Source organism: Marinobacter arenosus (assembly GCF_019264345.1).
Classification (GTDB): Bacteria; Pseudomonadota; Gammaproteobacteria; order Pseudomonadales; family Oleiphilaceae; genus Marinobacter; species Marinobacter arenosus.
In genome coordinates this window covers 2723491-2749008 of the sequence record NZ_JAHVAO010000001.1, presented here as the reverse complement: position 1 = coordinate 2749008, position 25518 = coordinate 2723491, and the positions used below count along the sequence as shown (strand labels likewise).

The 25518-nt window shown below is 62.3% G+C and carries 20 protein-coding genes; 7 read left to right on the top strand and 13 right to left on the bottom strand.

The window, feature by feature from the left end; translation table 11 throughout:
• Window positions 1-10 precede the first annotated feature (10 nt).
• Window positions 11-838 (bottom strand): IclR family transcriptional regulator, encoded by an 828-nt coding sequence (locus KXD86_RS12540; RefSeq protein WP_218636343.1) that lies wholly within the window; start codon window positions 836-838, stop codon window positions 11-13.
• Window positions 839-1112: 274 nt separating this feature from the next.
• Here KXD86_RS12540 and KXD86_RS12535 point away from each other — a divergent pair, with 274 nt between their 5' ends.
• Complete coding sequence (locus KXD86_RS12535) at window positions 1113-2042, top strand: 2-hydroxyacid dehydrogenase (protein ID WP_218636342.1); 930 nt, start codon at window positions 1113-1115, stop codon at window positions 2040-2042.
• A gap of 6 nt (window positions 2043-2048) precedes the next feature.
• On the opposite strand, the gene KXD86_RS12530 is transcribed toward KXD86_RS12535, so the two are convergent.
• Window positions 2049-3392 carry a hypothetical protein gene (locus tag KXD86_RS12530; protein ID WP_218636341.1) on the bottom strand — a complete coding sequence of 448 codons (1344 nt, stop codon included), beginning with the start codon at window positions 3390-3392 and terminating at the stop codon, window positions 2049-2051.
• Between the two features lie 200 nt (window positions 3393-3592).
• On the opposite strand from KXD86_RS12530, the gene KXD86_RS12525 reads away from it, so the two are divergent.
• Window positions 3593-4798: a 3-oxoadipyl-CoA thiolase gene (locus KXD86_RS12525; RefSeq protein WP_218636340.1), complete on the top strand. Its 1206-nt coding sequence runs from the start codon at window positions 3593-3595 to the stop codon at window positions 4796-4798.
• 21 nt (window positions 4799-4819) lie between these two features.
• The gene (locus KXD86_RS12520) at window positions 4820-5986 is read left to right on the top strand and encodes an acyl-CoA dehydrogenase (protein WP_218636339.1); all 1167 of its coding nucleotides are present in this window, start codon (window positions 4820-4822) and stop codon (window positions 5984-5986) included.
• On the opposite strand, the gene KXD86_RS12515 is transcribed toward KXD86_RS12520, so the two are convergent.
• The 4 genes from KXD86_RS12515 to KXD86_RS12500 all read right to left on the bottom strand — a co-directional run bounded on the left by KXD86_RS12515 (window position 5959) and on the right by KXD86_RS12500 (window position 12737).
• Entirely contained in the window at window positions 5959-6279 is a 321-nt protein-coding gene (locus KXD86_RS12515; protein WP_218636338.1) for a hypothetical protein, read from the bottom strand. The two genes, KXD86_RS12520 and KXD86_RS12515, sit on opposite strands and share 28 nt — an antisense overlap.
• Before the next feature lie 76 nt (window positions 6280-6355).
• Complete coding sequence (locus KXD86_RS12510) at window positions 6356-7708, bottom strand: DUF1329 domain-containing protein (RefSeq protein WP_376770977.1); 1353 nt, start codon at window positions 7706-7708, stop codon at window positions 6356-6358.
• A 39-nt stretch (window positions 7709-7747) separates the two neighbouring features.
• Window positions 7748-9640, bottom strand: a complete 1893-nt coding sequence (locus KXD86_RS12505; RefSeq protein WP_218636336.1) for a DUF1302 domain-containing protein — start codon at window positions 9638-9640, stop codon at window positions 7748-7750.
• Between the two features lie 118 nt (window positions 9641-9758).
• On the bottom strand, window positions 9759-12737 hold the full coding sequence (locus tag KXD86_RS12500) for a hypothetical protein (protein ID WP_218636335.1): 2979 nt from the start codon (window positions 12735-12737) through the stop codon (window positions 9759-9761).
• A gap of 282 nt (window positions 12738-13019) precedes the next feature.
• Here KXD86_RS12500 and KXD86_RS12495 point away from each other — a divergent pair, with 282 nt between their 5' ends.
• The 4 genes from KXD86_RS12495 to KXD86_RS12480 are packed head-to-tail and all read left to right on the top strand — an operon-like array spanning window position 13020 to window position 16125.
• Window positions 13020-13607 carry an RNA polymerase sigma factor gene (locus KXD86_RS12495; RefSeq protein WP_218636334.1) on the top strand — a complete coding sequence of 196 codons (588 nt, stop codon included), beginning with the start codon at window positions 13020-13022 and terminating at the stop codon, window positions 13605-13607.
• Window positions 13594-14283: an anti-sigma factor family protein gene (locus tag KXD86_RS12490; RefSeq protein WP_218636333.1), complete on the top strand. Its 690-nt coding sequence runs from the start codon at window positions 13594-13596 to the stop codon at window positions 14281-14283. The genes KXD86_RS12495 and KXD86_RS12490 overlap by 14 nt, the downstream gene beginning before the upstream one ends.
• Window positions 14280-14774: a hypothetical protein gene (locus tag KXD86_RS12485; RefSeq protein WP_218636332.1), complete on the top strand. Its 495-nt coding sequence runs from the start codon at window positions 14280-14282 to the stop codon at window positions 14772-14774. The genes KXD86_RS12490 and KXD86_RS12485 overlap by 4 nt, the downstream gene beginning before the upstream one ends.
• A 37-nt stretch (window positions 14775-14811) precedes the next feature.
• Complete coding sequence (locus KXD86_RS12480; RefSeq protein WP_218636331.1) at window positions 14812-16125, top strand: tetratricopeptide repeat protein; 1314 nt, start codon at window positions 14812-14814, stop codon at window positions 16123-16125.
• A gap of 11 nt (window positions 16126-16136) precedes the next feature.
• Here KXD86_RS12480 and oadA read toward each other — a convergent pair whose 3' ends face one another.
• The 7 genes from oadA to KXD86_RS12445 all read right to left on the bottom strand — a co-directional run bounded on the left by oadA (window position 16137) and on the right by KXD86_RS12445 (window position 25234).
• On the bottom strand, window positions 16137-17936 hold the full coding sequence (gene oadA, locus KXD86_RS12475; protein WP_218636330.1) for a sodium-extruding oxaloacetate decarboxylase subunit alpha: 1800 nt from the start codon (window positions 17934-17936) through the stop codon (window positions 16137-16139).
• A gap of 23 nt (window positions 17937-17959) precedes the next feature.
• Complete coding sequence (locus KXD86_RS12470) at window positions 17960-19381, bottom strand: acetyl-CoA carboxylase biotin carboxylase subunit (protein WP_218636329.1); 1422 nt, start codon at window positions 19379-19381, stop codon at window positions 17960-17962.
• Between the two features lie 104 nt (window positions 19382-19485).
• The gene (locus KXD86_RS12465; RefSeq protein ID WP_218636328.1) at window positions 19486-19755 is read right to left on the bottom strand and encodes a hypothetical protein; all 270 of its coding nucleotides are present in this window, start codon (window positions 19753-19755) and stop codon (window positions 19486-19488) included.
• 163 nt (window positions 19756-19918) lie between these two features.
• Window positions 19919-20938, bottom strand: coding sequence for a HupE/UreJ family protein (locus tag KXD86_RS12460; RefSeq protein WP_218636327.1), 1020 nt, complete (start codon window positions 20936-20938; stop codon window positions 19919-19921).
• On the bottom strand, window positions 20935-21780 hold the full coding sequence (locus KXD86_RS12455) for a peptidylprolyl isomerase (protein WP_218636326.1): 846 nt from the start codon (window positions 21778-21780) through the stop codon (window positions 20935-20937). The genes KXD86_RS12460 and KXD86_RS12455 overlap by 4 nt, the downstream gene beginning before the upstream one ends.
• Before the next feature lie 4 nt (window positions 21781-21784).
• Window positions 21785-23686, bottom strand: a complete 1902-nt coding sequence (locus KXD86_RS12450; RefSeq protein ID WP_218636325.1) for a DUF3604 domain-containing protein — start codon at window positions 23684-23686, stop codon at window positions 21785-21787.
• 240 nt (window positions 23687-23926) lie between these two features.
• Window positions 23927-25234 carry a DcaP family trimeric outer membrane transporter gene (locus KXD86_RS12445; RefSeq protein ID WP_228739378.1) on the bottom strand — a complete coding sequence of 436 codons (1308 nt, stop codon included), beginning with the start codon at window positions 25232-25234 and terminating at the stop codon, window positions 23927-23929.
• Between the last annotated feature and the right edge of the window lie 284 nt (window positions 25235-25518).

The window sequence follows — 25518 nt, the reverse complement described above, 5'->3', positions numbered from 1 at the left end:
CTGCTGACGTTTAGACGCCCAGGGATTCGATATCGCTGGCCAGCATCGCCAACTGATGGGCAATGGACTCGCGCAGCTTTTCACCCGGCACCAGGTAGGAGGGTGCCGCACAGGTCAGTGCCATGATGGTGCCGTCCTGAAGCTGGATCGGGACGCCGGCGGAGTTGATGTTGCGATCCCATTCGCCGAGCGACAGACAGAAACCGTATTTCTCGTAGTCTTCCTTGGCGCGCTCCAGCCCTTCCTTCTTTTCCGGCCAGCCTTCGGGGCCATATTTGGCTTCCATGGCGTCATCGATCATTTTCCGGGCCTTGTCACTGATGGCACAGTAATACGCCCGACCGGCGGAGGTGGTGGCCATCGGCAGCTTGAGCCCGATGTCCATGCGCAGCAGCGACGCTTCCGGCGGCAGGCGGTTCTCCACATAGATCATGTGCAGGCGATCGCGGCAGGTCAGGCCAACCGACATGTTGGTCTGACGGGCGAACTCGTCCATGTAGGGCTTGGCGAGCTGGCGAACCTTGAGGTTGGACACGTAGGCATAACCCAGCGCCAGAACACCAGAACTGAGCTGGTATTTTTCCAGCTGCATGTTGTAGCTCAGGTATCCCAGCTTGGTGAGGGTGTAGGTCATGCGCGACACCGTGGGCTTGGGCAGACCGGTAATCCGTGCGATGTCCTGGTTGCCCAGGATCACCGAGCCCTGACTGAACGCGCGCAGGACATCAAGCCCTCGGGAAAGCGCCTCGACGAATTTGCGGTCCTTCTCCGGCTTCACCGGTTCGCCATCACCAGAGGCAACCATCAGTTCCGGTGATGTGGTTTGTGCTTTCGACATAGTGAGGCGTCCTCCGACAGCGTCGCCTGGTCCGGTGTCCGGGATATAAATCCCATGCATACAAAAGATGCGGTATTTTAATCGTTGACGAAATCAAGTACCACAAGGTCTTTTCAAAATCCGTGCCGAATGTGAAACACTCTTCCCGAATGTTTCACAGATTTAATCCGAATAGCGGGTCAGGACCCGATATTCCCGATTTGTTTCGGCATTTTGTTCTGCCTAGCAAAATAGCATAACCAGATACTCCCTATTTTTCGAACATGGAGCCGCCATGAAGGTACTTTTCGCTGCAGGTGATCCGAAACCCGAGCGCTGGACCAAACCGATCAAAACACTGTTACCCGAGGCGGACGTATACGTCTGGGATCCGAACGGCCCCGTTGTTGACGCAGACTACGCTATCGTCTGGCAGCCCCCGACGGCGCTGTTCGAACGGGAGAAGAATCTGAAAGCGATCTTCAACCTGGGCGCCGGCGTCGATGGCCTGATGGCCCTTCCGGTTCTGCCACCCACCCTTACGGTGGTGCGCCTCGAGGATGCCGGCATGTCCGCGCAGATGGCGGAGTACGTCCTGCACCAGCTGGTGGAAGCCAGCCGGGACATGGAGGCCTACCGGGAACAGCAACGACAGGGCACGTGGAAGATCCATCGGCCCATCCGACGTAACGACTGGCCGGTCGGCATCATGGGCCTGGGCCAGATCGGCCAGCGGGTCGCCAGCACGCTGGCCGCCCTCGATTACCCGGTCAATGCCTGGGCCCGGGGCAAACACGACCTGGACGGTGTGCACACCTACGCAGGCACCGGAGAGCTGGGGCCGTTCCTCAGCACAACCCGGGTGCTGGTCAACACCCTGCCCCTGACCGAGGCCACCCGGGACCTGATCGACTATCCCCTGCTCAGCCAGTTGCTGCCGGACGCGGTGGTCATCAATGTCGGCCGGGGAGAATCCCTGGTCGAGGAAGACCTGCTGCGCGCGCTGGACGAGGGTCAGGTGGCCCGGGCCTCGCTGGACGTGTTCCGGGAGGAGCCTCTGCCGGCCGACCACCCGTTCTGGCGCCATCGGGGCGTTACCGTCACGCCGCACATCTCGGCGCGCACGCTTCGGGAATCCACCATCGAACAGATCACCGGGAAAATCCGCGCTCACGCCGCGGGCAGGCCGATCAGCGGCGTGGTCGACCGCGCAAGGGGTTACTGACCCCGATCAGCGCAGGATGACCGCCAGGAACGCCAGCAACAGCGGCACCGCGATCAGCACGAACAGCCCGTTCCAGCGGAATGCCACCTTCCAGCGGGATATCTGCCCGAAGCGCGACAGCAGCATCACCGACGGGCCAAACGGCGACAGCATCATGGCCAGCGAGAACCCGATGACCAGTGCCACCGCAATGGGCAGCGGGTCCACGCCTTCGGCAATCAGCTGGGGCAGGAATCCGGCCTGGATACTGAGCACGGTAATCGGAATGATGCCGATGGCCGACAGCAGCGGCAGCATGAGCAGGCCGGCGGCGGCCAGCACGAACACACCGCCGGCCGAGGCGGCCAGGCCGCTCAGGGCATCCCCCGGTATAACGGCGGACAGGGCCACACCGAGAATGGCGGAGGCGGCAAAGATGGCCATCTCGTTGCTCATTGCGGATATCTGGGCCGACGCCTCCCGGGTGATGGCCGCCGGGGAGCGGTCCTGCCACAGCATGTAGAGCAGGGTAATGGCCGGCACCGCCAGCATGGCCGCCGCCGACACCTTCAAACCGGTGAGCGCCACCAGCGTTGCCATCACGGAGAAGACCACGAGGACCAGAACCAGCAGCCTGACCGTGCCGGCCGGCCACTGGTCCAGCGCAACGCGCTCGGTGCTGACCTGCCGGAAGCGGCGCTGTTCAAGCAGCCACCCCAGCAGAACCAGGGCAACCGCTGCGGTCGCACCGAACGGCAGCAGCATGGACCAGCTCAAGACCGGCAGTTCCCGGGTCAGGATCGCCACCGCCACGCTCGTGGGGGCAACCAGAGGTACCAGGGCAAAGCCCCGAAGCGCACTGATCAACACACTGCGCAACCAACGCAACCTGGACTGACCGGTGATACCGCGTTCGCTCAGCGTCTCCGACAGGGTGCCGCACAAGAGATTCATCATCCCGAAGCTCAGCACGGACGCAATGCCACAGCTGACAAGGGCGTATTTCGGGTACAGCCAGACCGGGCGACCGCCCAGCAGCACGTCGTGGATGCGCCGAAGCACTTCGAACCGCCGGACCAGGCACTGCATCATGCCGAGGCTACCGAGAAACGCGGCATAGAACGCGGCATCCGCCGATGCCTTGATGAGCTGGGGCGTCGTCAACTGGCCCTTATAAGTCAGCCACGCGGTGACCGCCAGCGCCACCACCAGAAGGGCCCGGGAGTAGGCTTGCAGGCGCTTACCGGCCCACAGAAAGCCCACCAGGAAGAGCACGCCGGCCAGCGCACTCAACGCCTGGCTGGCCAGGCACATGGCAACCAGTTCCAGGGCAACCGCAACTGGCAATAACCCGCGTTCCACTGTCGTCATGATTCAACCGGCCCGAAAGGGATGGTCTCTGCTTGCATTTCAAACACACCCGGATTAGTCTTTCGTCAACTGATTACAAAACTGTGTTTCGCTTAACGAAACTATATTAGCATAAATGACCAGACAGACCCGACCGCTTTCTTCGCCGGGTTCGTCAGCTCACAATGACATCTGGTCCCCTGTATATAGAGGAAGCAGCCATGAGCGCTTACATCTATGACGGACTGAGAACGCCCTTCGGCCGTCACGCCGGCGCCCTCGCCCCGGTTCGCCCCGATGACCTGCTGGCCAGCGTGATTCGCGCCCTGGTTGAGCGCAATGCCTTTGCCCCCGAGGCCTACGAGGACGTGATCGCCGGCTGCACCAACCAGGCCGGCGAAGATGCCCGTAACCTGGCGCGCCATGCCGGGCTGCTGGCCGGCCTGCCGGTTGAGACCGGCGGCTTGACCGTCAACCGCCTGTGCGGCTCGGGGCTGGCCGCCATTATTGATTCCGCTCGGGCGGTCCGGTGTGGCGAAGGCGACCTGTTCGTTGCCGGCGGTGCCGAGAGCATGAGCCGCGCGCCGTTCGTGATGGCCAAGAGCGAGTCCCCGTTCAGCCGGGATTTCCGAGCCTTCGACAGCACCATTGGCGCGCGCTTCCCGAACCCGGCCATCGAGCGGGCCTTCGGTGCGGACACCATGCCGGAAACCGCCGACAACATTGCCCGGGAGCTGAACCTGGACCGGGACCTGGTTGACCGGTTTGCCGCCCAGAGCCAGGCCCGCTTCGAGGACGCCCGCCGCGCCGGCTTCTACACCGACGAGATCCTGCCCATCGAGGTGCCGCAGGGGCGTAAAAAGCCCCCCGTCACCGTCAGCGAGGACGAGCATCCGCGCCCGCAGTCCACGGCAGAAGCCCTGGCCGGTTTGCGGCCACTGTTTGAGGGCGGTGTGGTCACCGCCGGCAATGCCTCCGGCATCAACGACGGCGCCGCCGCCCTGATTATTGGCTCCCGGGAAGCCGGCGAAAAAGCCGGCATTCAGCCCCGGGCCCGGATCGTGGCGTCCGCCATCGCCGGCGTGGCTCCCCACGTCATGGGCTATGGCCCGGTTCCCGCCAGCGAAAAGGCGCTGGCCCGCGCCGGCCTGAGCCTCAAGGATATGGACGTTATCGAGATCAACGAAGCCTTTGCCGCCCAGGTTCTCGGTTGCACCACCCGATTGGGCATTGACCCGACCGATTCCCGACTGAATCCGAACGGGGGCGCCATTGCAGTCGGCCACCCGCTCGGCGCCTCCGGCGCACGGATTGCACTCACTGCCACCCGCCAGCTGGAACGCAGCGGCGGCCGCTACGCCCTGATCAGCATGTGCATTGGCGTCGGCCAGGGCATTGCCGCTGTCATCGAACGGGTTAACCACTGATTTCTACCGAGGAGAAACACCATGGCATCCACACCCTGGGATGATCTACTGCAACTCGATACCCAACTGGACGAAACCGAGCGCCAGGTTCGCGACAGTATCCGTTCTTTCTGTGACCAGCGCCTGATGCCCGGCATCATCGAAGCCAACCGTCACGAGAAGTTCGATCGCACCATCTTCAACGACATGGGCGAACTGGGCATGCTCGGCGCGACCCTGCCGGAAGAATACGGCGGGCCGGGCCTGAACCACGTTTGCTACGGCCTGATTGCCCGGGAAGTGGAGCGGGTCGATTCCGCCTACCGCTCTGCCCTGAGTGTCCAGTCGTCACTGGTCATTCACCCGATTCACGCCTTTGGTCAGGAAGCCCTGAAAAAGCGCATCCTGCCGCAACTGGCCTCCGGCGAAAAGGTGGGCTGCTTCGGCCTGACCGAGCCCAACCACGGGTCCGACCCGGGCAGCATGGAGACGCGCGCCAAGAAAGTTGACGGCGGCTATCTGGTCAGCGGCTCCAAAACCTGGATCACCAACTCGCCGATTGCCGACGTGTGCGTGGTCTGGGCCAAGCTGGACGGCACCATCACCGGGTTTGTCATCGAGCGCGGCGCCAAGGGCCTGGAAACCCCGAAGATTGAAGGCAAGTTCTCCCTGCGGGCGTCGGAGACCGGATCCATCTTTATGGACGAGGTGTTTGTCCCGGACGAGAACAAGCTGGACGTGGAAGGTCTGAAAGGCCCGTTCAGCTGCCTGAACAAGGCCCGTTACGGCATCAGCTGGGGCTCCCTGGGCGCCGCCGAGTTCTGCTGGCACGCGGCTCGCAGCTACACGCTGGAGCGCACCCAGTTCGGCCGGCCCCTGGCGGCCAACCAGCTGATTCAGAAAAAACTGGTGGATATGCAGACCGAAATCACCCTGGGCCTGCAGGGGGCCCTGCAACTGGGCCGGATGATGGATGCCGGCAACTACTCAACCGACGCCATCTCCCTGATGAAGCGCAACAACTGTGGCAAGGCTCTCGACATCGCCCGGGTGTCCCGCGACATGCACGGGGGCAATGGCATCGCCGACGAGTACCATGTGATCCGTCACGTGATGAACCTGGAAGCGGTCAACACCTACGAAGGGACCCACGACGTCCACGCCCTGATCCTGGGCCGTGGTCAGACGGGCATCGCCGCGTTCAGCTGAGCCTGATGGGGGTCGGGGGTCAGGGCCTCAAGATCGGCACAGATCTGGCAGCCCGGCTCCTGACATTCGGCCACGGAATGCCGGATGAAATCCCGGGCCAGCGTCGGCTCTCCCTGCGTTAACCGTCCCGAACAGACGGCGACATGACGATAGAGCGCCTCCACGGCCTCCAGTCGTGACGGGTAAGGTCCAAGTTCGGGAATCTCCCGGGTGCGGACCAGCCAATGGCCACCTCGAAAAAGCAAACGCCGCTCGATGTCGAACAGCAGGGTTGTCTGCATCAGCTCGAGCATGGTTCCCCTCCTTTACTGTCGGTTGACCCGGAAGCCAGCATGGCTGGCCCCGGGCACACTCCGATCAACCGTCGTCTCAGCGAACACCGGCCCGGCGCAGGGCGGCCGGCGTGTATTCCCGGGAACTGCGTTCGGTACCGTACTCGTACGGCGCGTCCTCTTCGTTGGTCATACCCATGACCAGGTACCGGCCTGAGAGCAGGTCGTAGAGGGTCTCAAAGGCATAAGCGGGAATGTTGGCGTCGTAGATCTGCATGGCGTGAGCCTCGGCGACGCGCCAGAGACTGCCACGACCGTCGTAGTGATCAACCAGCGCGATCTGCCAGGTATCTTCGTCCAGGTAGAAATCCCGCACTTCGTACACGTGGCGCTCCTCGTCTTTCAGGGTGGCCTTCACATGCCATACCCGATGCAGTTCGTAACGGGCCAGACTCTGGTCAATGTGTCCGGGCTGGATGATGTCCTCGTAGCTCAGGTCCCCACTGGCCAGGCGGTAGGAGTTGTACGGGATGTACATCTCCTTCTTGCCGATCAGTTCCCAGTTGTACTTGTCCGGCGCGCCGTTGTAGAGGTCCAGGTTATCGGACGTACGCTGGCCGTCAGCCGCGGTACCCGGGCCGTCGTAGGCCACATTCGGCGCGCGGCGCACCCGGCGCTGGCCGGAGTTGTACAACCAGGCCCGGCGAGGCTCCTTCACCTGGTTGATGGTCTCGTGCACCAGCAGCACGTTCCCGGCCAGCCGCGACGGCGCGGTGATGGCCTGCTTGAAGTAAAACATCACGTTCGGATCCTCGGACGGCTCGTAGTCTTCCAGCGCCACCCGCTCCGTGAACGATTCGGTGAACTTCACCGGGCTGAAATCGCCATTGGGTTGCGGTGTCACCTGGGCGACGTTTCGGGTGAACGAACCGCCCCGATACCGGGTGATGTGGTTGAAAATCGCCTCCAGGCCATTCTGGGGAATTGGGAACGGCGTCGCGGTCTGATAGTTCTTCAGGCCGTTGCCGCTTTCCACCAGTTCCACCTTGGTGGCATTTTCCATGGTCTGCTGCTGAACCGCTTCCGGGTATGTGGCCGTCCGGCGGGTCTGATAGACCGGGATGAAATAATCCTCGTAGGACTTGATCATGGCAATCTGGCCCGGACTCAGGTTGTCGGCATACTGCTCCAGGTTGCTCTGATTGATCCGGAACAGCTCCTTGTCGCCGGGGAAGGGATCAACGTAGCGGCCGTCGCCCTTGTAGCCCGCCGGTGCCTCGGTCAAGCCGCCGGTCCAGGCGGGAATTTCATCACCATTGCCTGCTTTCTCGGCGCCGATCGGGGTCAGGCTGTCGCCCAGTTTGGCGGCCTCCTGTTCGGACACCGCCGCGTGGGCCGGTCCGGAGGCCAGGAAGGCGCCCGCAACCGCGCCAAACATCAGGGTTCTCATCGTTTTCATGATCAATACTCCTGTCAGCTCAAAGGTTCGTTAGAAGGAATAGGAAATGGAGGCGGCGACAAAATCCCGGTCATTGATGACGTTGTAATCGCCGCCGAAGTAAGTGGTGTAACTGAGGTTCGCCTTGTAGGCGTTTTGATAGGTCGCTTCGACGCCAAGCCCGATGGATTTGTTGCCCTCGTTAAAGTTGCCACCCGGATCCGGCGCGTAGCCTTTTACATCGTGGGTCCAGAACAGTTTCGGTCGCAGGTTCACACCGACCAGCGCATCCGGGTAGTCCCAGACAAACAGCGTCCGGTAGCCCCAGGAGAACGAGGTGGTGAAACCGTCGCCGCGGCAGTTGCTGGCGTTGATGTTCAGGCGTGGATCGTTGTCTGTGCCCTGGCTACAGAAGTCGCCGGAGAAACTGGGGCCATCCAGCGGCACCGGCCCGACCCCGTAGATCCCTGAACGGCCGTAGCGGGCCTCGGATTTCCCCGGGAAATCGTGGATGTAGGTGGCCCCCACCTCACCAACGATGATGAAGCGCGCAGCGCCCATCACCCGATCGATGAAGTGAATCGCGGTCGCCTGGGCCTGGGACACCTTGAACCGGTCATAGCCGTCCACGGCATCACCCGCGTAGTTGCCGCCACTGGCGCGCTCACGCTGCTCCAGCTTACTGATGACCTGACCGTCGGGGCCGCGCTGCTGGAGGCCACCGTAAATCAGCTCGAAGGTGTTCCACTGGATGGGCAGGTTCGGCCGGAAGCTGTATTCCGCGCCGAGGGAGGTGCCGGTGGGCAGGGTGGTGTTGATGCTCAGACCGAACAGGTCAATGCCTTTCGGATACTCAATGAAGTAGCTCGGGAACCGGGAGAACGGTTTGCTCGGATCGTTGAACTGGTTCGCCTCCGGCGACTCCGGGTTATTCACCACCCCGCTGATGTAGGGCAGGCGACTGTGGTAACGGGTGTAGAACAGCCCGAGTTCGGCATCCAGGTCGGTCACGAACCAACGGGCGGCGACCCCGAACTGGTCCTTGTCGCCCGGCTCCTTGTCACCAAGGCGAGGCGCGATGAAGCCCTCTTCGAAGGCCTGGGAATCTGGCACCTGGCCGGCCAGCAGCACCGGCCCACAACCGTCGGCCGCGACGTCCGCCGTGGAGAAGAAGGTGCCGCAGTCATCGATCCGGAACGGCTCCCAATCGGTCTGCACGAACGCCTCGACGGTGACCTCCGGCGTGATGCCTACCGAGGTATACAGCATCTCGACCGGCAACAGGACGTCCTTCAGTTCGGCGCCGGGGGCCCGGAAGGCCGGGACGTCAATCGGATTGACGGCATTGATGCCGCCAAGAATGAACGTGCTTTCACCCCAGTTGACGACCTGACGGCCGTAACGGATGGACACCGGGGTATCGCCGAAATACCAGTCGGTGAAGACATAGGCATCGAGCAGGTCCACGCCCGCGGCGTTGTCCTTGGCTTCCTCATTCAACTCGCGGCGCTGCCCGACCGGGTCCACGGCGCGGGGATTATCCTTGAGCTCGTAATCGTAGTAGTAGCTGCCGCGCACCAGCGCACCCACCCGGGTGAGGACGTCGCTGTCCGGCGCGTAATCCAGGAACAGCTCGCTGCGCCCCCGCAGGATCTGCGAGTACGGTTCGCCCTTTTCGAAGTTCAGGTTGCCGTCGTCGAAGTTGTTGGAAGACGCACCCGTGTCACTGAATGCGAACTCCGGCCCCAGGTTACCCTGGGAAATCAGGTCCTTGTCCTGATCCTCCAGGCGGTAGGCAAGGCCGGCGGTCAGGGTGGTACTGAACGAGGCATCGATCTCGTAGATGTCGAAATCGAAGGCGGCAACCGACGTGGACAGGCAGGCCAGTGGCACCGCCAGCGCCAGGCGGGTCGTTCTGGATACGGTGGAGTTTGTTGTTGTCATTGCGTTTGCTCCGCAAGTTTTGGGCAAAGCCTCCCCGTACGGCGAGGCTAACGCCTTGATTTACTGTGTATCAGAGGAGGTTCAGACCGGCTCCGGCAGTCCGGGGCCGGTCGCGGGATCAAATCGGCAGGCCGCCACCCAGCAGGCCGCCGTCACCGCCGTCACTACCGCCACCGTCGCCGCCGGAACCGCTGCCGTCACCGGCATCGCTGTTGCCATCGGCGGTGCAGTCAGTCCCGGTGGTGTCCGCATCCTGAACGACGCAGGGGTTGTTGACCGTGACCGGATCCGTGCCGGTGAACAGGGTCAGCATCTGGAACACCATCTCGTCGAACACGGCACGGGAGGAGAAGCTGTCCGCGCTTTTCTGGCCGGCGGAGATCGGGTTGCCGTGGGAACCTTCCAGGTAGCGGGTGATGTAGGGCAGGTCGGTACCCAGTGGCGTCGACTCCGCGGCCATCGCCGCCGCCAGGGGATCGGTGCCCGCCATGGGCATGTTCTCGCCCGCAATCACGAAGCCGGTTTCGGGAATTGTGGTCGCCAGCGGCCCGAGCGGGTACAGCAGAGGATCGGCGGCGTTGGGAACGGTGTTGTCCGTGGGCCGGTCGACATCGTCAGGCACCCCGGCAATCTCGGTCAGGAGCACCGGCTCGCCCTGGTACATCGGGGCAAAGGCGGTGGGATCCGCGGAGTCCAGCAGGCCCTGGAAGACGTTGAAATAGATGTTGAGCTCGGTGCGTCCCTGGGCCAGAAGGCCATCCGATGCCGCGTCCAGACCCGGCAGCACCCGCGGAGCGATGGATTGGGAATTCTCCACCAGACGGGTGAAGCCGCCGCCGGTGTTCAGGAAGTTCGAGGCCATGATCGGGCTCAGGTTGGTGTTCCCGGCGTCGATTGCGGCGTTATTGACGTGGGGAAACGCGGCCCCACCCATCCCGCTCAGGGAATGACTCAGGAAATACACCCGATCCGGATCCAGGTTCAGGGTTTGCGGGCAGTCCGCACAGGCGTTGATGGCATCCTCAATGGCCTGCAATGACGCACTCACGTTCAGCAGGTCCAGCGCACCCTGACGCATGTTGTCCCGGGTATTGGCGTAGTTGGCGAAGTTCAGGAACAGGCTGCCGGATTCCGGCGCTTCCAGCTCTCCGGCCGGGACCGGGCTGAGCTCGGCATTGGCCGCAAAGCCGAAATGGCGCTCGGTGGCGTCCGCCGACGCACCGCTCTGGGTGGTGATCGGGTTCAGTCCCACGATCCCTTCATCGAAGATGCCATGCAGGGGCTGATCGATACCGATCGTCACGAAACAGTCGTGGTTGTTCGCGGGGTCTGCACACAACAGGCCGGCCGCCGTAGCCATGGGCAGGATGGCGGAACGGTCGGTGGTCACCGCGTGCTGGTAGATGATCACCGGGTAGCCGGAAGCGGGCTGCTGACTGGAAATCACCAGGTTATTGGTGTCCGGGGCTGCCACCACAATGGGTACGGTGGTGTCCGCGACCTTGCCGGCAAACGGGAACCGGTAGCTGATCCGGTCAGAGGGCGCCGCATTCAGGGACTCGTCGCCGGAAAAGTCAGCCGGCAACCAGCTCTCGGTGGTCAACGGCGAACCATCGCCCTCCGCAGGCAGGGCCTGGAAATAAGGCAGCGTGATCTCGCCCTCGTAGACATGAACGTTCAGGGGTGTGCCGGCAACTTCCTGGGCCAGGGCCGGATTGACATCGCCACCGTCCCGCTGGCTGAACACGGAAACCGGACGGGGCTTGGGCGCATCCACCACCGCTTCGGCGGCCGTCGCCAGATTCTGCGCCTCGGTCTCGACATCGATACTGGCGTCGGTCGCCTGGGCGGCGGCCACCTGAACGATGTGGGCAACGCGCCGATCCGCGCCAGCGTCGGCAACAACGTCGCTGTACAGGACAACGGTGCCATTGGCGTTGGCGTCCATCAGAATGGTCGCCAGGTTGTCGTCATAGAGCCGAAACGCCGGATCGGTCAAGGTGGCGTAAAGCGCGGAATTCAGGTTGGCTTCCTCGCCGGTTGCACCCTCGCCGAGTGGCTGGTCACTGAGGTTGTAAAAACCGTCCACCAGCTTGCCGAGTTCTTCCTGCCGCTGCGCAGTGGTCAGCACTGAGCGATAGAAGGTGATGGGCGCGGCGTTGGCGAGAATGACATCCTCCACCGCGGTGGTGGTGATCGAGGTGGCATACACCACGTCGTCGAAGGTCGAGGCAAAGCCGGCGGCCGCTGTCGATTCACGTTTGAAGTCGAAATAATCCGCCGCCAGGTTGCGCGCCGGCAGCATGGCATCACGGAACGGCTGGAACGCCGCGTTCGACAAAGTGCGCTCCGGATCGGCCACGGATTGGTAAATCGGCGAACCGACCAGTGGCTCACCATTGGCGTCCACGATGTCGTTGGTCAGGGCCAGGACGTACTGGGTCTTGGCCTCAAGCGGTGTCAGGGGCAGTACCCGCACCAGGTTGTTCTGGCCACCGTCGATGTCCAGCAACTCAACCCGAACCTTCTCCGCCAGCAGATCGCTGAAAATCGCATCGGCACCGGCGGTGTCACCCTGTTCCTGCAGACGCACGGCCTGGCGATACCGTGCGGCCGGGGTCAACCCCGGCGCTTCCGAGTCGAGCGGCTGGAGCGCATCGCCGCCGGCAAACTCGACCGGCACGAGAAACACGTTCTGGTCGGGATTGGGCACGACCGTTCCGTCGACTTCGACAAAGTCCCGGGCATCCAGGATCTGTTGGTCGTCCAGACTGGCGCTGATCTTCACATCGATGGGCGCGAGGACCGAGGCACCGTCCAGGAATCCAATACCCTGGGTCACAGGGTTAGCCGGATCCGTGCCATTGAGCATGGTGCCGTCATCGACCTCGCTCAGGAAAAACAGGGCATCGCTGGGTATCACGAACTCTGTTTCCAGTGGATCAAACAACGGATGGGTGCCGCGCTCAATCAGATCACTGTTGATCCGATAATCGGGATTGGCGTTCTTCTGGGTCTGGCTGCTGCTGTCCAGACAGCCGCTCAGACCGAGTGCGGCTGCCGACATGGCTGTGAACAATACGTTGCGGATAAGCATACTCTGTCACCTGTGGGTTTCTTGTAGTTCGGCGCTTCCGTCGCCTTTAGGTGCCCACCACGTAGGTCTAATTGCAAAGGTTCCAAAGCCGCAGGGAGATTTTCTGAAAAATCGGGACAATTACTCGTAACTTTATGTTTTTCAGACCTTTTCTGTCGTTCTTTTTTTTACAATACGGACATACCCGCAGACGCCCGAGACTGATAGACTGTTGGCACGATAAAAATCAGAGACCGTCCTGCAGCACTCCGACAGTGCAAGGTGATCATCAGGGGTACCCATTTGGCCTTGCTTCCGTTTCGCCAGTCCAAGTCAAAACGCTTTGAACGCCTGGTCCATCCGCACCTGCGGCCACTGCACACGTTTGCCTACCGGTTAACCGGCAGTCAGCATGATGCCGAGGACCTGGTGCAGGACGTCGTGACCAAACTGTTTCCCAAAGTGGACGAACTGGAACGGGTCGACGATCTCCGCCCGTGGCTGCACCGGGTTCTCTACCGCCAGTTCGTCGACAACGTGCGCAAACGGCCGGCCGGGCGTGAAGTGAGTGAAAACGCGCTGGGCCCCAAAGACCAGGCAACTTCGTTTCTGGAAACCCTTTCAGGCACCGAGCCGGACCCACTCACCCACACCGACAACGATCGTCGCAGCGCGCTGCTTCGCCGAATGGTTGGCGAACTGCAGCCCGATCAGCGGACGTTGTTATTGCTGCATGACTCGGAAGGCTGGCGCCAGGAGGACATTGCCGAGATCCTGGATGTGCCCCTGGGTACCATAAAATCCCGGCTGCATCGGGTGCGGGCATTGCTCCGAACAAAATTGCAGGAGGAGATGGAACCTTTTGAGGAGCAACAACGTGGCTGCCAATGAGGTGAATGCGATGAATTGCATTGAATTCAGAAAAGAGGTGGATGCCCTGGCGGCCGGCGAAGTAACCTCGGCCACCGAGGCCGCCATGCGTGGACACGCCAAATCCTGCGACGCCTGTGCCGTGGCTCTGGCGACAGCAACCTACATCGCCCAGCAGGTTGCGGCGGACCGCGCGCCCGAACCGGACGACGACTTCGAGGCCCGGATACTCGGTCGCGCCATGGCAACCGATGACTCACCCGCCCGACGACGCTGGACCACACCGGTCTGGAGCGGCGCCGTGGCGGCGGCGCTGGTGGTCGGGGTCTTCCTGGGCGCCCAGTTCACCCAGCCGCGCCAACCCGGCATGGAGCTGGCCGGTACCACCGAAACCGCGGCCATCAAACCCGCGGCCGAATCGGCGCAGAAAACCGTCCGGCTGGCCTTCACGTCGACCGAGGCCCTGGAAGACGTGACCCTGACCCTGGAATTGCCGCCCAACATGGAACTGACCCCCTTCCCGGGACGACACCGCGTTAGCTGGAAGGTCGACCTGAAGCCAGGCGACAACCTGCTGGCCCTGCCGGTGAACATCCTGTTCCCGGGCGAAGGCACACTGGTCGCACACCTGGGTGAAGGCACCAAGCGAAAGACCTTCCGAACGGATATTGGCAAGGAAACGGAACCATCGTCATGACTTTGAACCTACCCAGCCCAATTCGCTTTGCCTGGGCCCTGCTGTTCGGCCTTTGCGCGTCGCCAACGGTGGCCCTGGCTGAGGACGATTACAACGTGACCATGAGAATGGTGGCGGACGAGGAGGCCCTGGACAACTCCTTCGTTCAGGAAATGCAGATTCCCGAATCGATCAACGAGTTGAGTGAGGCCGGGGGACCGGACGAGCTGGATGCCAACGAGCTGTCCAGCGAGGCCTGGAGCCTTGAGGAAAGCGTGTCTTCCCAGGCCCGCGAAACCCGCGATGCGTTTGACACCGAGTTGCCGGGCGAAGACCTGCTCGACGCCCCGATTGCCGAAGGACCGGGCGGCGACCTGCCCGATCCAGGCCTGGATGTGCCCGAACTGGATCTGCCGGGCTCAGAACTGCCCACGGACGGGGACCTGTTGGACCCGGGTCTGGATGTGCTTAACGAAGGCCAGTCCACGCTCGATAACGTAACGAACCAGTAGCCGCCCAGGTGTCTGGCCGGTTCGAAGGGATGTGCCTTTGCTCCACCGACTGATCATGATGCTGCTGGTCTGCCTTGGCGTTGCTGTTGCGAACGCAACGCAGGCCGACACGTCGTTATCACCGAAGGAGAAATTCCGCGCGGGCATTGAGGCCTTCCAGAACAACAACCTGGAACGTGCCCGAGCGCTGCTTGAAGCCGCGGCCGAGGATCTGGAATCGCGGGCACTCACCTACAACCTTGGCGTGCTCTATTTCAAGCTGGGCGACTATGCCAACGCCGAAGCCATGTTTCGACAGCTCCTCCCATCACCTCAACGGGCGCTGGCGTTCTATAACCTCGGCCTGATTGCCCTGGCCCAGGATCAGACCGAACAGGCCCGGCAGGCGTTCCGGGAAGCCGCGCTGGCCAGCAGCGAAGAGAACCTGAGCAAGCTCGCCCGGGGCCAACTTGCCAAACTGGGTGAACCGCCGGCTCCGGACCGCTGGCAGGCCCTGCTGTCCCTGTCCGCCGGGTACGAAGACAACATTGCACTGTTCCCGGACAGCGCCGCCAGCTCCCTGGACGGGGCCTTCCTGGAATCGGTAAACGCGGTGTCGGGGTATCCCTACCGGTCAGGGGACCAGGCCATCAAAACCGACCTGCAACTGTACGGTCGCGAGTACACCACCGAAGAAGACTTCAATACCCACCTGGTTCGACTCAACGTAGCGGGCGTCCACGCACCCGGCCCTTATCGGCTGACGCTCGGCGTGGGCGGGGATCAGATCTGGCAAGGGGGCAATACCCGGGAGAACCGGGCCCGCCTCAGTGCCGGCCTCAGGAAATCGGATTGCGCCCTGGGTGACGAGAGGGCCGTGTGCTCCGTTTCGGTGGATGCCGAGCAGGTCACTGCGGCAGACCGGTACCAAGCCTACGACGGCCAGCACTACCGATTCGACACCCGCTACAAGGCACGATTGAACGCGTGGCGGGCCAGTGCCAAGTACCAGGTGGATTACGACGATCGCCGGAATCTCGATACCGGCACCGAGTACTACAGTGTCTCGCCGCTGGGCCAGACCGTGTCGCTGGGGCTGGGATACGCCATGACACCCGCGCTCGAGATCGGCACTTCCGCCAGCTACCGGTACAACTATTACCGCACCCCTCATCGCCTGGAAGTGCCAGAAGGGCTGCTGATCATCCGGCGGGAGGATCAGCGGCTGACCCTTTCGATGGACGGGGAATACCGGGTCAACAAAACCGTGTCCCTGCTACTGAACCTCCAGCAGGTTCGGAACAACAGCAACATTGCCCGGTACGATTATGACCGGAAAACGGCAACCGTGGGGGTCGCCGTTCACCTTTAGGCCCGGGCCGGCTACTCGATATCCACCAGCACCTCGCCCGGCACCACTCGGTCGCCCTTGGCGATGGACACTTCCTTGACGGTACCGGCGATGGTGGCCTTCACCTCGGTTTCCATCTTCATCGCCTCGATGATCAGTACCGGGTCGCCGGCCTCGACCTGGTCCCCTTCTTTCACCAACACATCCACTATGTTACCCGGCATGCTGGTGGTCACATGCCCCTCCTTGGTGGCACCGGCCCGGCCACTGCTGGAGCGGCTGCCGTCGCGGCCGTCATCGGCCTGGGATTCCAGGTGGATTTCCTCGGGCACCCCGTCCACCGTCATGTAGAAACGGCGCTCGTGCTCACCCGCCGGATTGGCCCCGGTCACGTCGATGTCGTAGCTCTCACCGTGCACGGTGATCTTGAACTTGGACGAAACACCGCCGGAACGCCCGCCCGGAATGGGTTCCAGCGGCTCCGGCTGAAGCGTGCCATCCCGGCGCTGCTCAAGATAGGCCTTGGCCTGGTCCGGGAACATGGCGTAGGTCAGCACATCCTCATCGCTCTGGGCCAGGTCACCCACCTGTTTGCGCAGGTCCTCAAGCTCCCGCGGAATCAGGTTCGCCGGGCGCTCCAGGACCAGGTCCTCGTTGCCGACCGCGCGACGCCGCAGTTCAGCGTCCACGTCAGCGGGCGCCTTGCCGTACCAGCCCTGGAGGTACTTTTTCACCTCGTTGGTGATGGTGTCGTAGCGCTTGCCGCCCAGCACGTTGATGACCGCCTGGGTCCCGACAATCTGGGATGTCGGGGTGACCAGCGGTGGGAAACCGAGGTCCTTGCGAACCCGCGGGATTTCCTCGAACACCTCCTGGATCCGGTCCAGCGCCCCCTGCTCCTTCAACTGATTGGCCAGGTTGGACATCATGCCGCCGGGCACCTGGGACAGCAGGACCGAGGTATCGACGCCGTTATAGGCGCTCTCGAACTGGTGGTACTTCTTGCGCACCTCCCGGAAATGCCGGGTGGCCTTGTCCAGCAGTTCGAGGTTCAGGCCGGTTTCCAGACCGGCATCGTGCAATGCGGCCACCAGCGATTCCGTGGGCGGATGGCTGGTGCCGCCGGCAAAGGCCGACAACGCGGTATCGATGTGATCCACCCCGGCTTCCATGGCGGCCCACTGGCACATCGGGGCCATGCCCGAGGTGGCGTGGGAGTGCAGGAACACCGGCAGATCGAGGGTGTTCTTGAGCTTGCCCACCAGCTCGGCGGTGACCGCCGGGGTCAGCAGGCCGGCCATGTCCTTGATGGCGATGCTGTCCGCGCCCATGTCCGCCATGGCGTTGGCCTGCGCCAGGTAGGCGTCGGTGTCGTGCACCGGGCTGACGGTGTAGCACAGGGTACCCTGGGCGTGCTTGCCGGCTTTCTTGACCGCCCGGATGCTGGTTTCCAGGTTACGCACGTCGTTCAGGGCGTCGAACACCCGGAACACGTCAATGCCGTTTTCCGCGGCCTTGGCCACAAACGCCTCCACGACGTCGTCGCCGTAATGGCGATACCCCAGCAGATTCTGTCCCCGCAGCAGCATCTGCAGGCGAGTGTTGGGCAGGGCCTTCCGGAGCGTGCGCAGCCGTTCCCACGGGTCTTCCTTCAGGAAACGGACGCAGGCATCGAAGGTGGCGCCGCCCCAGCACTCGAGGGACCAGTACCCGGCCTGATCCAGCCATGCACAGGCCGGCAGCATGTCTTCGGTCCGCATCCGGGTGGCGATCAGCGATTGATGGGCATCCCGCAGGATGACGTCGGTCATATGAATCTTGCGCTTGGTCATTCTGGATCTCTCCGATGTTCGGTTTACAGGCCCGCCTGGGCGGCAATGGCCGCGGCGATGGCAGTGGCGATGGCTTCAGGACGGGTCTTGGTGCTGTACTCCAGCAATTGCGGGTTCCGCTCCACAAAACCGGTGTTGAAGTTGGCGGCCTGAAATTCGTCGTGGCTCAGAATCTGCTGGTAATAGGGGATGGTGGTCTTGACCCCGTAGATCCCCATGTCGTTCAGCGCCCGCCGGGAGCGGGCAATCAGCTCAGGCCAGTCCATGGCCCAGACAATCAGCTTGGCGCACATGGAATCGTAATAGGGCGGGATCTCGTAGCCGGTGTACATGTTGGCGTCGGTACGCACGCCCGGGCCACCGGCCGAGTAGTAGCGGCTGATGCGGCCAAAACTGGGCAGGAAGCCGTTCTTGGGGTCTTCGGCGTTGATCCGGAACTGGGCGGCAAAGCCCCGGTAGCTGATATCCTCCTGCTTGAGCCACAACGCCTCGCCGGCGGCGATCCGGATCTGGGCCTTGATGATATCCACGCCGGTGATTTCCTCGGTGATGGTGTGCTCCACCTGCACCCGCGTGTTCATCTCCATGAAATAGAAACTGCCGTCATGATCCAGCAGAAACTCCACGGTGCCGGCATTCTCGTACCCGCACTGTTTGGCCACCCGCCGCGCCAGGTCGCCGATGTACTCTCGCTGGCTCTCTTCCAGCTGCGGCGATGGCGCCAGCTCAATCAGCTTCTGATTGCGGCGCTGGATCGAGCAATCGCGCTCGTACAGGTGCACCACGTTGCCGTAGCTGTCCGCCAGGATCTGGACCTCAATGTGGCGGGGTTCGATGATGCACTTCTCCAGAAAGACCTCGGCACTGCCGAAGGCCTTGGTGGCTTCGGAAATCACCCGCTCGTAATTCTGGCGCAGCTCCTTTTCGTTATCACACCGGCGGATGCCCCGACCACCGCCGCCGGAGGTGGCCTTGAGCATGACCGGATAACCAATGTCCGAGGCCTGCTGGACCGCATCCTCGACATCCCTGAGGTTACCCCTGGACCCGGGCGTCACCGGCACGCCGGCGGCCTCTGCCGTCTGCCGGGCCTGGGTTTTGTCGCCCATGGAGGCAATCGCCTCGGAAGACGGACCGACAAAGGTGATCCCCCGCTGTTTGCAGATCGCCGGCAGCTCGGCGTTTTCCGAGAGAAATCCGTAGCCGGGGTGCAGCGCATCGCAGCCGGTTTCGACCGCCAGATTGACGATGTGATGGGGGTTCAGGTACCCGGATAGCGGGTCCTGACTGATCTGATAGGACTCGTCGGCCTTTTTGACATGCAGGGAATACTCGTCCGCCTTCGAATAAATGGCGACCGAGCGTATACCCAGTTCGCTACAGGCCCGGGCAATTCTGACTGCAATCTCACCGCGATTGGCAATCAGCAGCTTCCTTATAGCCATGGATGATACCTCCAGACTTAAGTTTGGTTGGTTGTGATGGACCGGATTGGTCTTAGCAGTGCTGTGCACCGACTGGTTTCAGCCGACACTCAGACGAAGGACACTCAGGCGAAGAGTGGAGGGCCTTGCGGCAGGGTGGGAAAACTCAAGAGGCGAGCCGGCGGCTCAATGAAAAACAGGTTCGGCGAGTGACCCGAATATCCGGGAAGCAGGAAGCGGCCCGAGGCGTCTGGATCGGTCGAACCGGGTTCACCGAAAGGCGAGTCCCCGGAGGCATCCAGAAGCGCAGGTTGAAACGAACCGGGTTCATCAAAGGGATGGTCAGCTGCTAACAGGCCTGAACCCGTTGCTCCATAGACCACCATCAGTGCCATCAACATTATCAGGCAGAGACGATTCCGGTTTTGCGACACTCGCAGTTGAGCCATGAACATCCTTTTGGCGGGCTCTAACGCCCAAGGTCGCTCAGTTCTACCACAAGTAAATTCACAACTATGATCGTCTTTTTGAGTGTAAATATCAGTTTTTCTCGATGTACTACACCCAGAATCCGGCCACCCGCTCCACCAGCCAGAAGGACGCAAGGCCGCCGATGCCGTAGCTGGCCAGGCGCCTGCCGGTGTACTCAAACCATTGCACGACGCCCTCCCGGTGCCGGATGGCAAGTCCCGCCACGTAACCGCACAGCAGCACCCCACAGACAAAGGCGATCTGCCCGGCCTCGACCCCCAGATTGAAGCTCAGCAGCGCCATGGGAACATCGCCCTCAGGGAGACCGATTTCCCGCAGTGCCCCGGCAAAGCCGAAGCCGTGCAGGAGACCAAACGAAAACGACACCAACCAGGGATATCGGGCTGTCAGGCGCTGGTCATCCGCCGGGCGGGCCAGCTCCGTGGCAAGGAACACAATCGACAGCGCGATGACCGCTTCCACCGGTGGCGCCGGGAGCGTGAACATACCGAGCGTCACCCCGGCCATGGTAAGACTGTGGGCGATTGTGAACGAGGTCAGGGCGGCAATCAGCATCTTGAAGCTCGGAATCAGGAGCAGCAGGGCAAAGACGAACAGCAGGTGATCAAAGCCCTCGAGGATGTGCTCAACGCCCAGCACGAAATAGCTGGACAGCACCGATCCCTCCGGGCCACCCGGGGCAATCTGGAACGAAATGGTGTCCGGCGTCAGGCGGGTAACCACGGGTTCCGCGTCCGGCTCCGGGCTGTAACGAACCAGGACATCCGTTCGTGTGGCGTCAAGACCTCGAACCGCCACTACTCCGCCGTCCAGGCCCTCAGTGCAGGAGGCCAGCCAGCGGCTGACAAAGGCACGCCCGTCAAACTTCATCGGGCCGGGCGCCACCCGGGGTGTGCAGGTTTCGGGCAGCACCGCGTCAATCTGCATGGGCTGCCCACCGACCTGGGGCACCCGCCAGACCACCTGCCAGCTGTCGTTTCCGGCCGGCGCCAGGCTCAGAAAGCCGGGTTCCAGCGCGTGCGCCTTCAGCAGGGCAGGCATGCCCATGAGGATGGTCAGAAGAAGCGCCGATACCACTGTGTTCATCGCGATATCCCGTCCACATCCGGCACCGAGATCCGGTAATCAGACTTCAGGGCCAGAAGCTGTTCCTCACCCAGCCGTTCGGAGGCGTCACGACGCCAGGCGTCTTCCACCCGGTCCCGAATGAGCTCGAACTCGGGGAGCGTGCCTCCGGTTTTCCCGGTCACATTGACCAGATGCCATCCGAATGCCGACTCAACCGGCCCGGCCCAGTCACCCGGTGGCAGGGCAACAAGCTGGTCAAAAAAACCCGCACCGAAGTTCGAATCCACCGTGGTCCGCACACTGGCCCCGAGTTCCGGCGGCAGGAGGGTTGGCTGCCCAACCTCCTCCAGAGCCGCACCGGACTTGAGCGCTCGCAGTGCCGAACCGACCGTGGTCTCGTCCATGGCCTTGCCCAGGAAAACGTGCCGGAAGCCAACCTTGGGTAAGGTGGTAAACCGTTCCGCATTGGCCCGGTAATACTCTCGCAGAGTCTGGTCAGAGGGCTCGAGCGACGCAACGGCACCGTCGAGGATAAATTCCATCTTTTGCCTCAGACGCTGACGAATCACCGCATCACCGGTGTCGAGCCCCATGGCCAGGGCCTCCCGGACCAGGATTTCTTCCTGCACGTACTTGTCAACCAGGCGCTGCAGCTCATCACGGGTTGGCGGTCGCTGCCAGACCTGCCGGAAACTGCTCGCCAGTTGGGCGACGTCACTTTCGGTAATCACGAGGTTCTGGCCCGAGACCTCGTCTGGCGCATCGTTCAGCCCGCCATAGAGTCCGAAAAGCGCCACCCCGATCAGCAGGAAGTGGACAAAGGGTTCTCGCACCAGTCGTTTCATGGATGGACTCAGCATCCTGTCAGCCCTCCGGTGTGTACCAGATCGGTGAGGTATAGGCCCGGTCGATCACTTCCATGGGCGTCCCTTCCGGCATCTTGATCTGGAAATATTTTGCGTCGTAGGCCGTCCACCGTGGGGTCGGGATCTCCAGCACACGCACGTAGTAGAAGGCCCGCTGGTCCGGATTGAACTCGGGGTCGGCCCAGTGGCCAGCCAACGCGGCGCTGCCAATGTTGTTGGTGTAGCTGGCGTTGGCCACGTTCACGGTATTGCCGACGTCACCGTCGCAAGCCCCCTCCACGATGTCGCGCCCGGCACAGGCGACATCCCAGATCGTCTCCTGAGTCTCGCCGTCGCCATCAACCCAGCCCTTGATGATCTGAATCCGGTCCAGGTTGGCGCCGTCCGGATCCCGCAGGGCGCGGACCATGAAGGTCGGCGCATCCGTGCCTTCGGGCGCCGGCCGCAAATCGCCGCCCATGGGCACACCCCGTGAGTAGCCGGCATCGGCAAAGTCCGGGCGCAGCACCTCTTCCGGCTGGAAATCCCAGCCTCCGAACACCCGCACCCGCAACCGACTGCCCGAGGTGGCGAACACCTCGCGCCGGGCGAAAGCATCCCAGATGGCTTCCCGGGTGTTTTCCGTGGCCCAGACCCCGGCCAGGCCCGAGGCCCCCAGGTCAATGTCGTAAATGGACAGCTCCGGATCCACGGTGCTTTCGATCAGCACGCCTTCCTTACGGTGGGGCGAGGGTTCGACGATGTAGGCCTTGCCGAACCAGTTCTCCTCCCGGGTCGAAGGCAGCGCGTTGTGGGCATCGGTGGCACCGATCATGCCGAATTTGAAGGGATTCACACCCAACCGTTCGGCTTCGGCGAGCCCTAACTTCAACGCAGAACGGGCGTATTCGGTGCGGAGCATCTCCTGCTCCTTGGCCGCAGAACCGGCCAGGTTGGAGGTGTCGATAATCTCGTGGTCGGCAAAAGCATCATCCGGTGAGAGGAACGGGTGAGTTTCCCCGGTGCCCTTCGGCTGGGTCACCTCGACCACCGGCTCAAAGTTGGCTCGCCGCCGGGCGTAGGCCTCGTCAAAGGCGTCACCGTCGAAGGTTTCCAGCATGAACATCATGCCGTTGGACAGGTTGCCGTTGTGGGGAATGGCCAGCACCTGGCCGCCCGTGTCCTTTTCATAGGCCTCGAGGTAGTCCCAGAGGTCTTCGGGGTCGTCGCTGTCCAGTGCGGAAAATGGCACGATCTGGCGTGTCCGGTCGGCGCCGTCCCGGAAAATCACATTCCGGTGCAGGTTGTTGCCGTCCGGGCCGGAGGTCCATTCGTAGCCGATAAAGGTGGTGAACACGCCCGGTTCATAATAATTCTCGGCGTTGTCGATCACCTTTTGCCAGACCGCCGCCACCATCTCCGGACTCTTGATCATGTCCTCACCACGCCCGTTGGCCGCGATCCATTCGATGAACGCATCGTAACCATCCCCGGCCTTGAACATCTGGTACCAACGCTCGCCACCTTCGGTGCGGCGCACGAGCGGATCACCGCGTTCCAGGTAATCCGATAGCCCCAGATTCTCGGCGTGGTCGGCGACGACCACGAAATCCAGGGGTCGAATCAGCTTGAACGGGCCCGCAGTCTGGCTTTGGACCACCTCGCCGCGCGCGGCGCGGTAGGCGACGTCCGGCCCCGGTTTTGCTCCGCCCATGCCAGCGTCGGCGGACCAGGCGGTGTGCAGATGGGTATCACCAAAATAGACATTCTGGGGGAAGTGATCGTCGACGTAGGGGGAATATGGGGTCGCCGGCGCGGCGTATTCATCTTCGCTGATGCTCAGATCCTGGCCGTGTGTTCCCTGGGCCATGAAACCCAGGGCAAGGGCCAACAAACAACAGTGCCAACCTCTTCGGTTCATCGGGGACCTCCTGATCCTGAATTCTGGTACTCGCTTAGACCAGACCGCCATCCTTGGTCATACCTGCAGTTACAAGGCACTCATTACTATAGCTCACTTTCTGACCCTCGAACCGACAACCGCCCCCCCGGTCAGGCACCGCCGTCCGGGCACAAAAAAGCCCCGGCACGGGGGACGTTACCGGGGCTGAAGATGCAAAGTGAAATCTGGTTAACTCAATTCTGGTGCTTCTCCTGGCACTCAGAAACTCAACTTCGCCGAGGCCATCACCTGCTCGTACTTCTTGCTGCCACTGCTGGCAATCTCGCCAAAGTTCCAATAGGCGTATTCCAGGCCCAGGGTCAGTTTGGGGTGGGCGGACCACAACAGGTTGGCGTGTACCGACGTGGAGGCGTCGAAGTAGCTCAGGGTTCCCGCCGGGGAAGCCGTCAGGTCGTCGGCAAGTTCAGCGTGGGAGACCGACAGGTTTGAGCGCCAGTTGGGGCTCCAGAAATGCCGGTAGGCAGCAGTTGCACCGAAGGTCTTCAGCGGCTCGACCTGGCCTCCGGCCTGCGCAGCGAGATCGACGTCCGGGTAAGTAAACAGGCCCATGTAGCGGCCCAGCGCGCCGTAGCTGTACTGCAGCCGGAGATCGTCCTTGCCAATGGTGGGAATGCGGGCGCTGACCGAGACGGCACCGGTGGTGACGGTGTCGTCGGCGGCGTCGTCTTCCAGATGACGTACCACACCTGCCACCGAGTAGATGCCCAGGTCGCTACGCACCTGGTAACGAGCCACCAGGTCCGGGTAGGACTGGTCGTCATAGGAGGTGGTGCCAAAGCCGTCTTCCGGGTTTTCCAGGGCCAGCATCAGCTTACCGCCCGGGGCGGCCATGGTATACCGGATCATGGGCTGGCGCAGGAAGATAAACGCGGCCTGTTTGCCCTGGTCGAGAATTTCCGGCATGGCCGCCAGGTCGGTAAAGGTGGTGTAAGTCTGCCCGAACAGCCAGTCGTTCCAGGCGCCGTAGGCCTGGCGCAGACGCGGCGCGTAACTGTTGGACACCACCTCGTTGCCATCGGCGTTTGCGCCCTGGTTAAAGTCCATCTCGAGGTAGGTGTTCAGGTCGTGGCCGACGACATCCAGGGTTTTGGTGCCGATGCTAAAGCGACTTTCGCGGGCACTGAAGCCGGTCTTCCAGTCACTCTCGCCATCCCGCGCAGCGGTCGCGAAGGTCCGGGGCAAGCCCACCGAATAGCCATTTTTCCAGCCGTTGCCGTTGGAACCGGCGAGCACGTCGGCCTTGATAAACCCGCCAATGGTAACGGTGGTGTCACCGATGCGGATGCCGCGGCCATCACGAAGCAGGTAGTCGTTCTCGGTTTGGAGCTCCAGGGCGGTGCCGGTGCCCAGACGAGACTCCAACATCTCGATCCGATCGCGCAATTCCTGTAGCTCGGCGTCCTGTGCGGACGCCGTCTGGGCGCCCATCCACAGCACCGGAAGCGCAGCCAGGGCGGCCAGGGCCGCAGGCCGGCGATTACTCAAGGGCAGTCTTGTTGTTGTCATCTCAAACCTCTAACAGCGTGGGTTGGTGATTATTGTTGGAACCTTCGGAGCAGCAGTGGCTTCGATTACCGAATATTATTCCGCCAAGCGGTACACGGAACATATTCGGTTTCACTAAGCAGTACTAATTTCCGAGAACCGAAGGTTAAATGAAGGTTTTTGTCAGCACAACCCATCAAAGTAAATTTCAGGAATGCGTACGGCCAGGTTTCGGGTTTTGTGTTTCATTGACATTGACAGACACGCTGTCGGTGACCGATCATTAGGTAATTCTGCTATGCGGT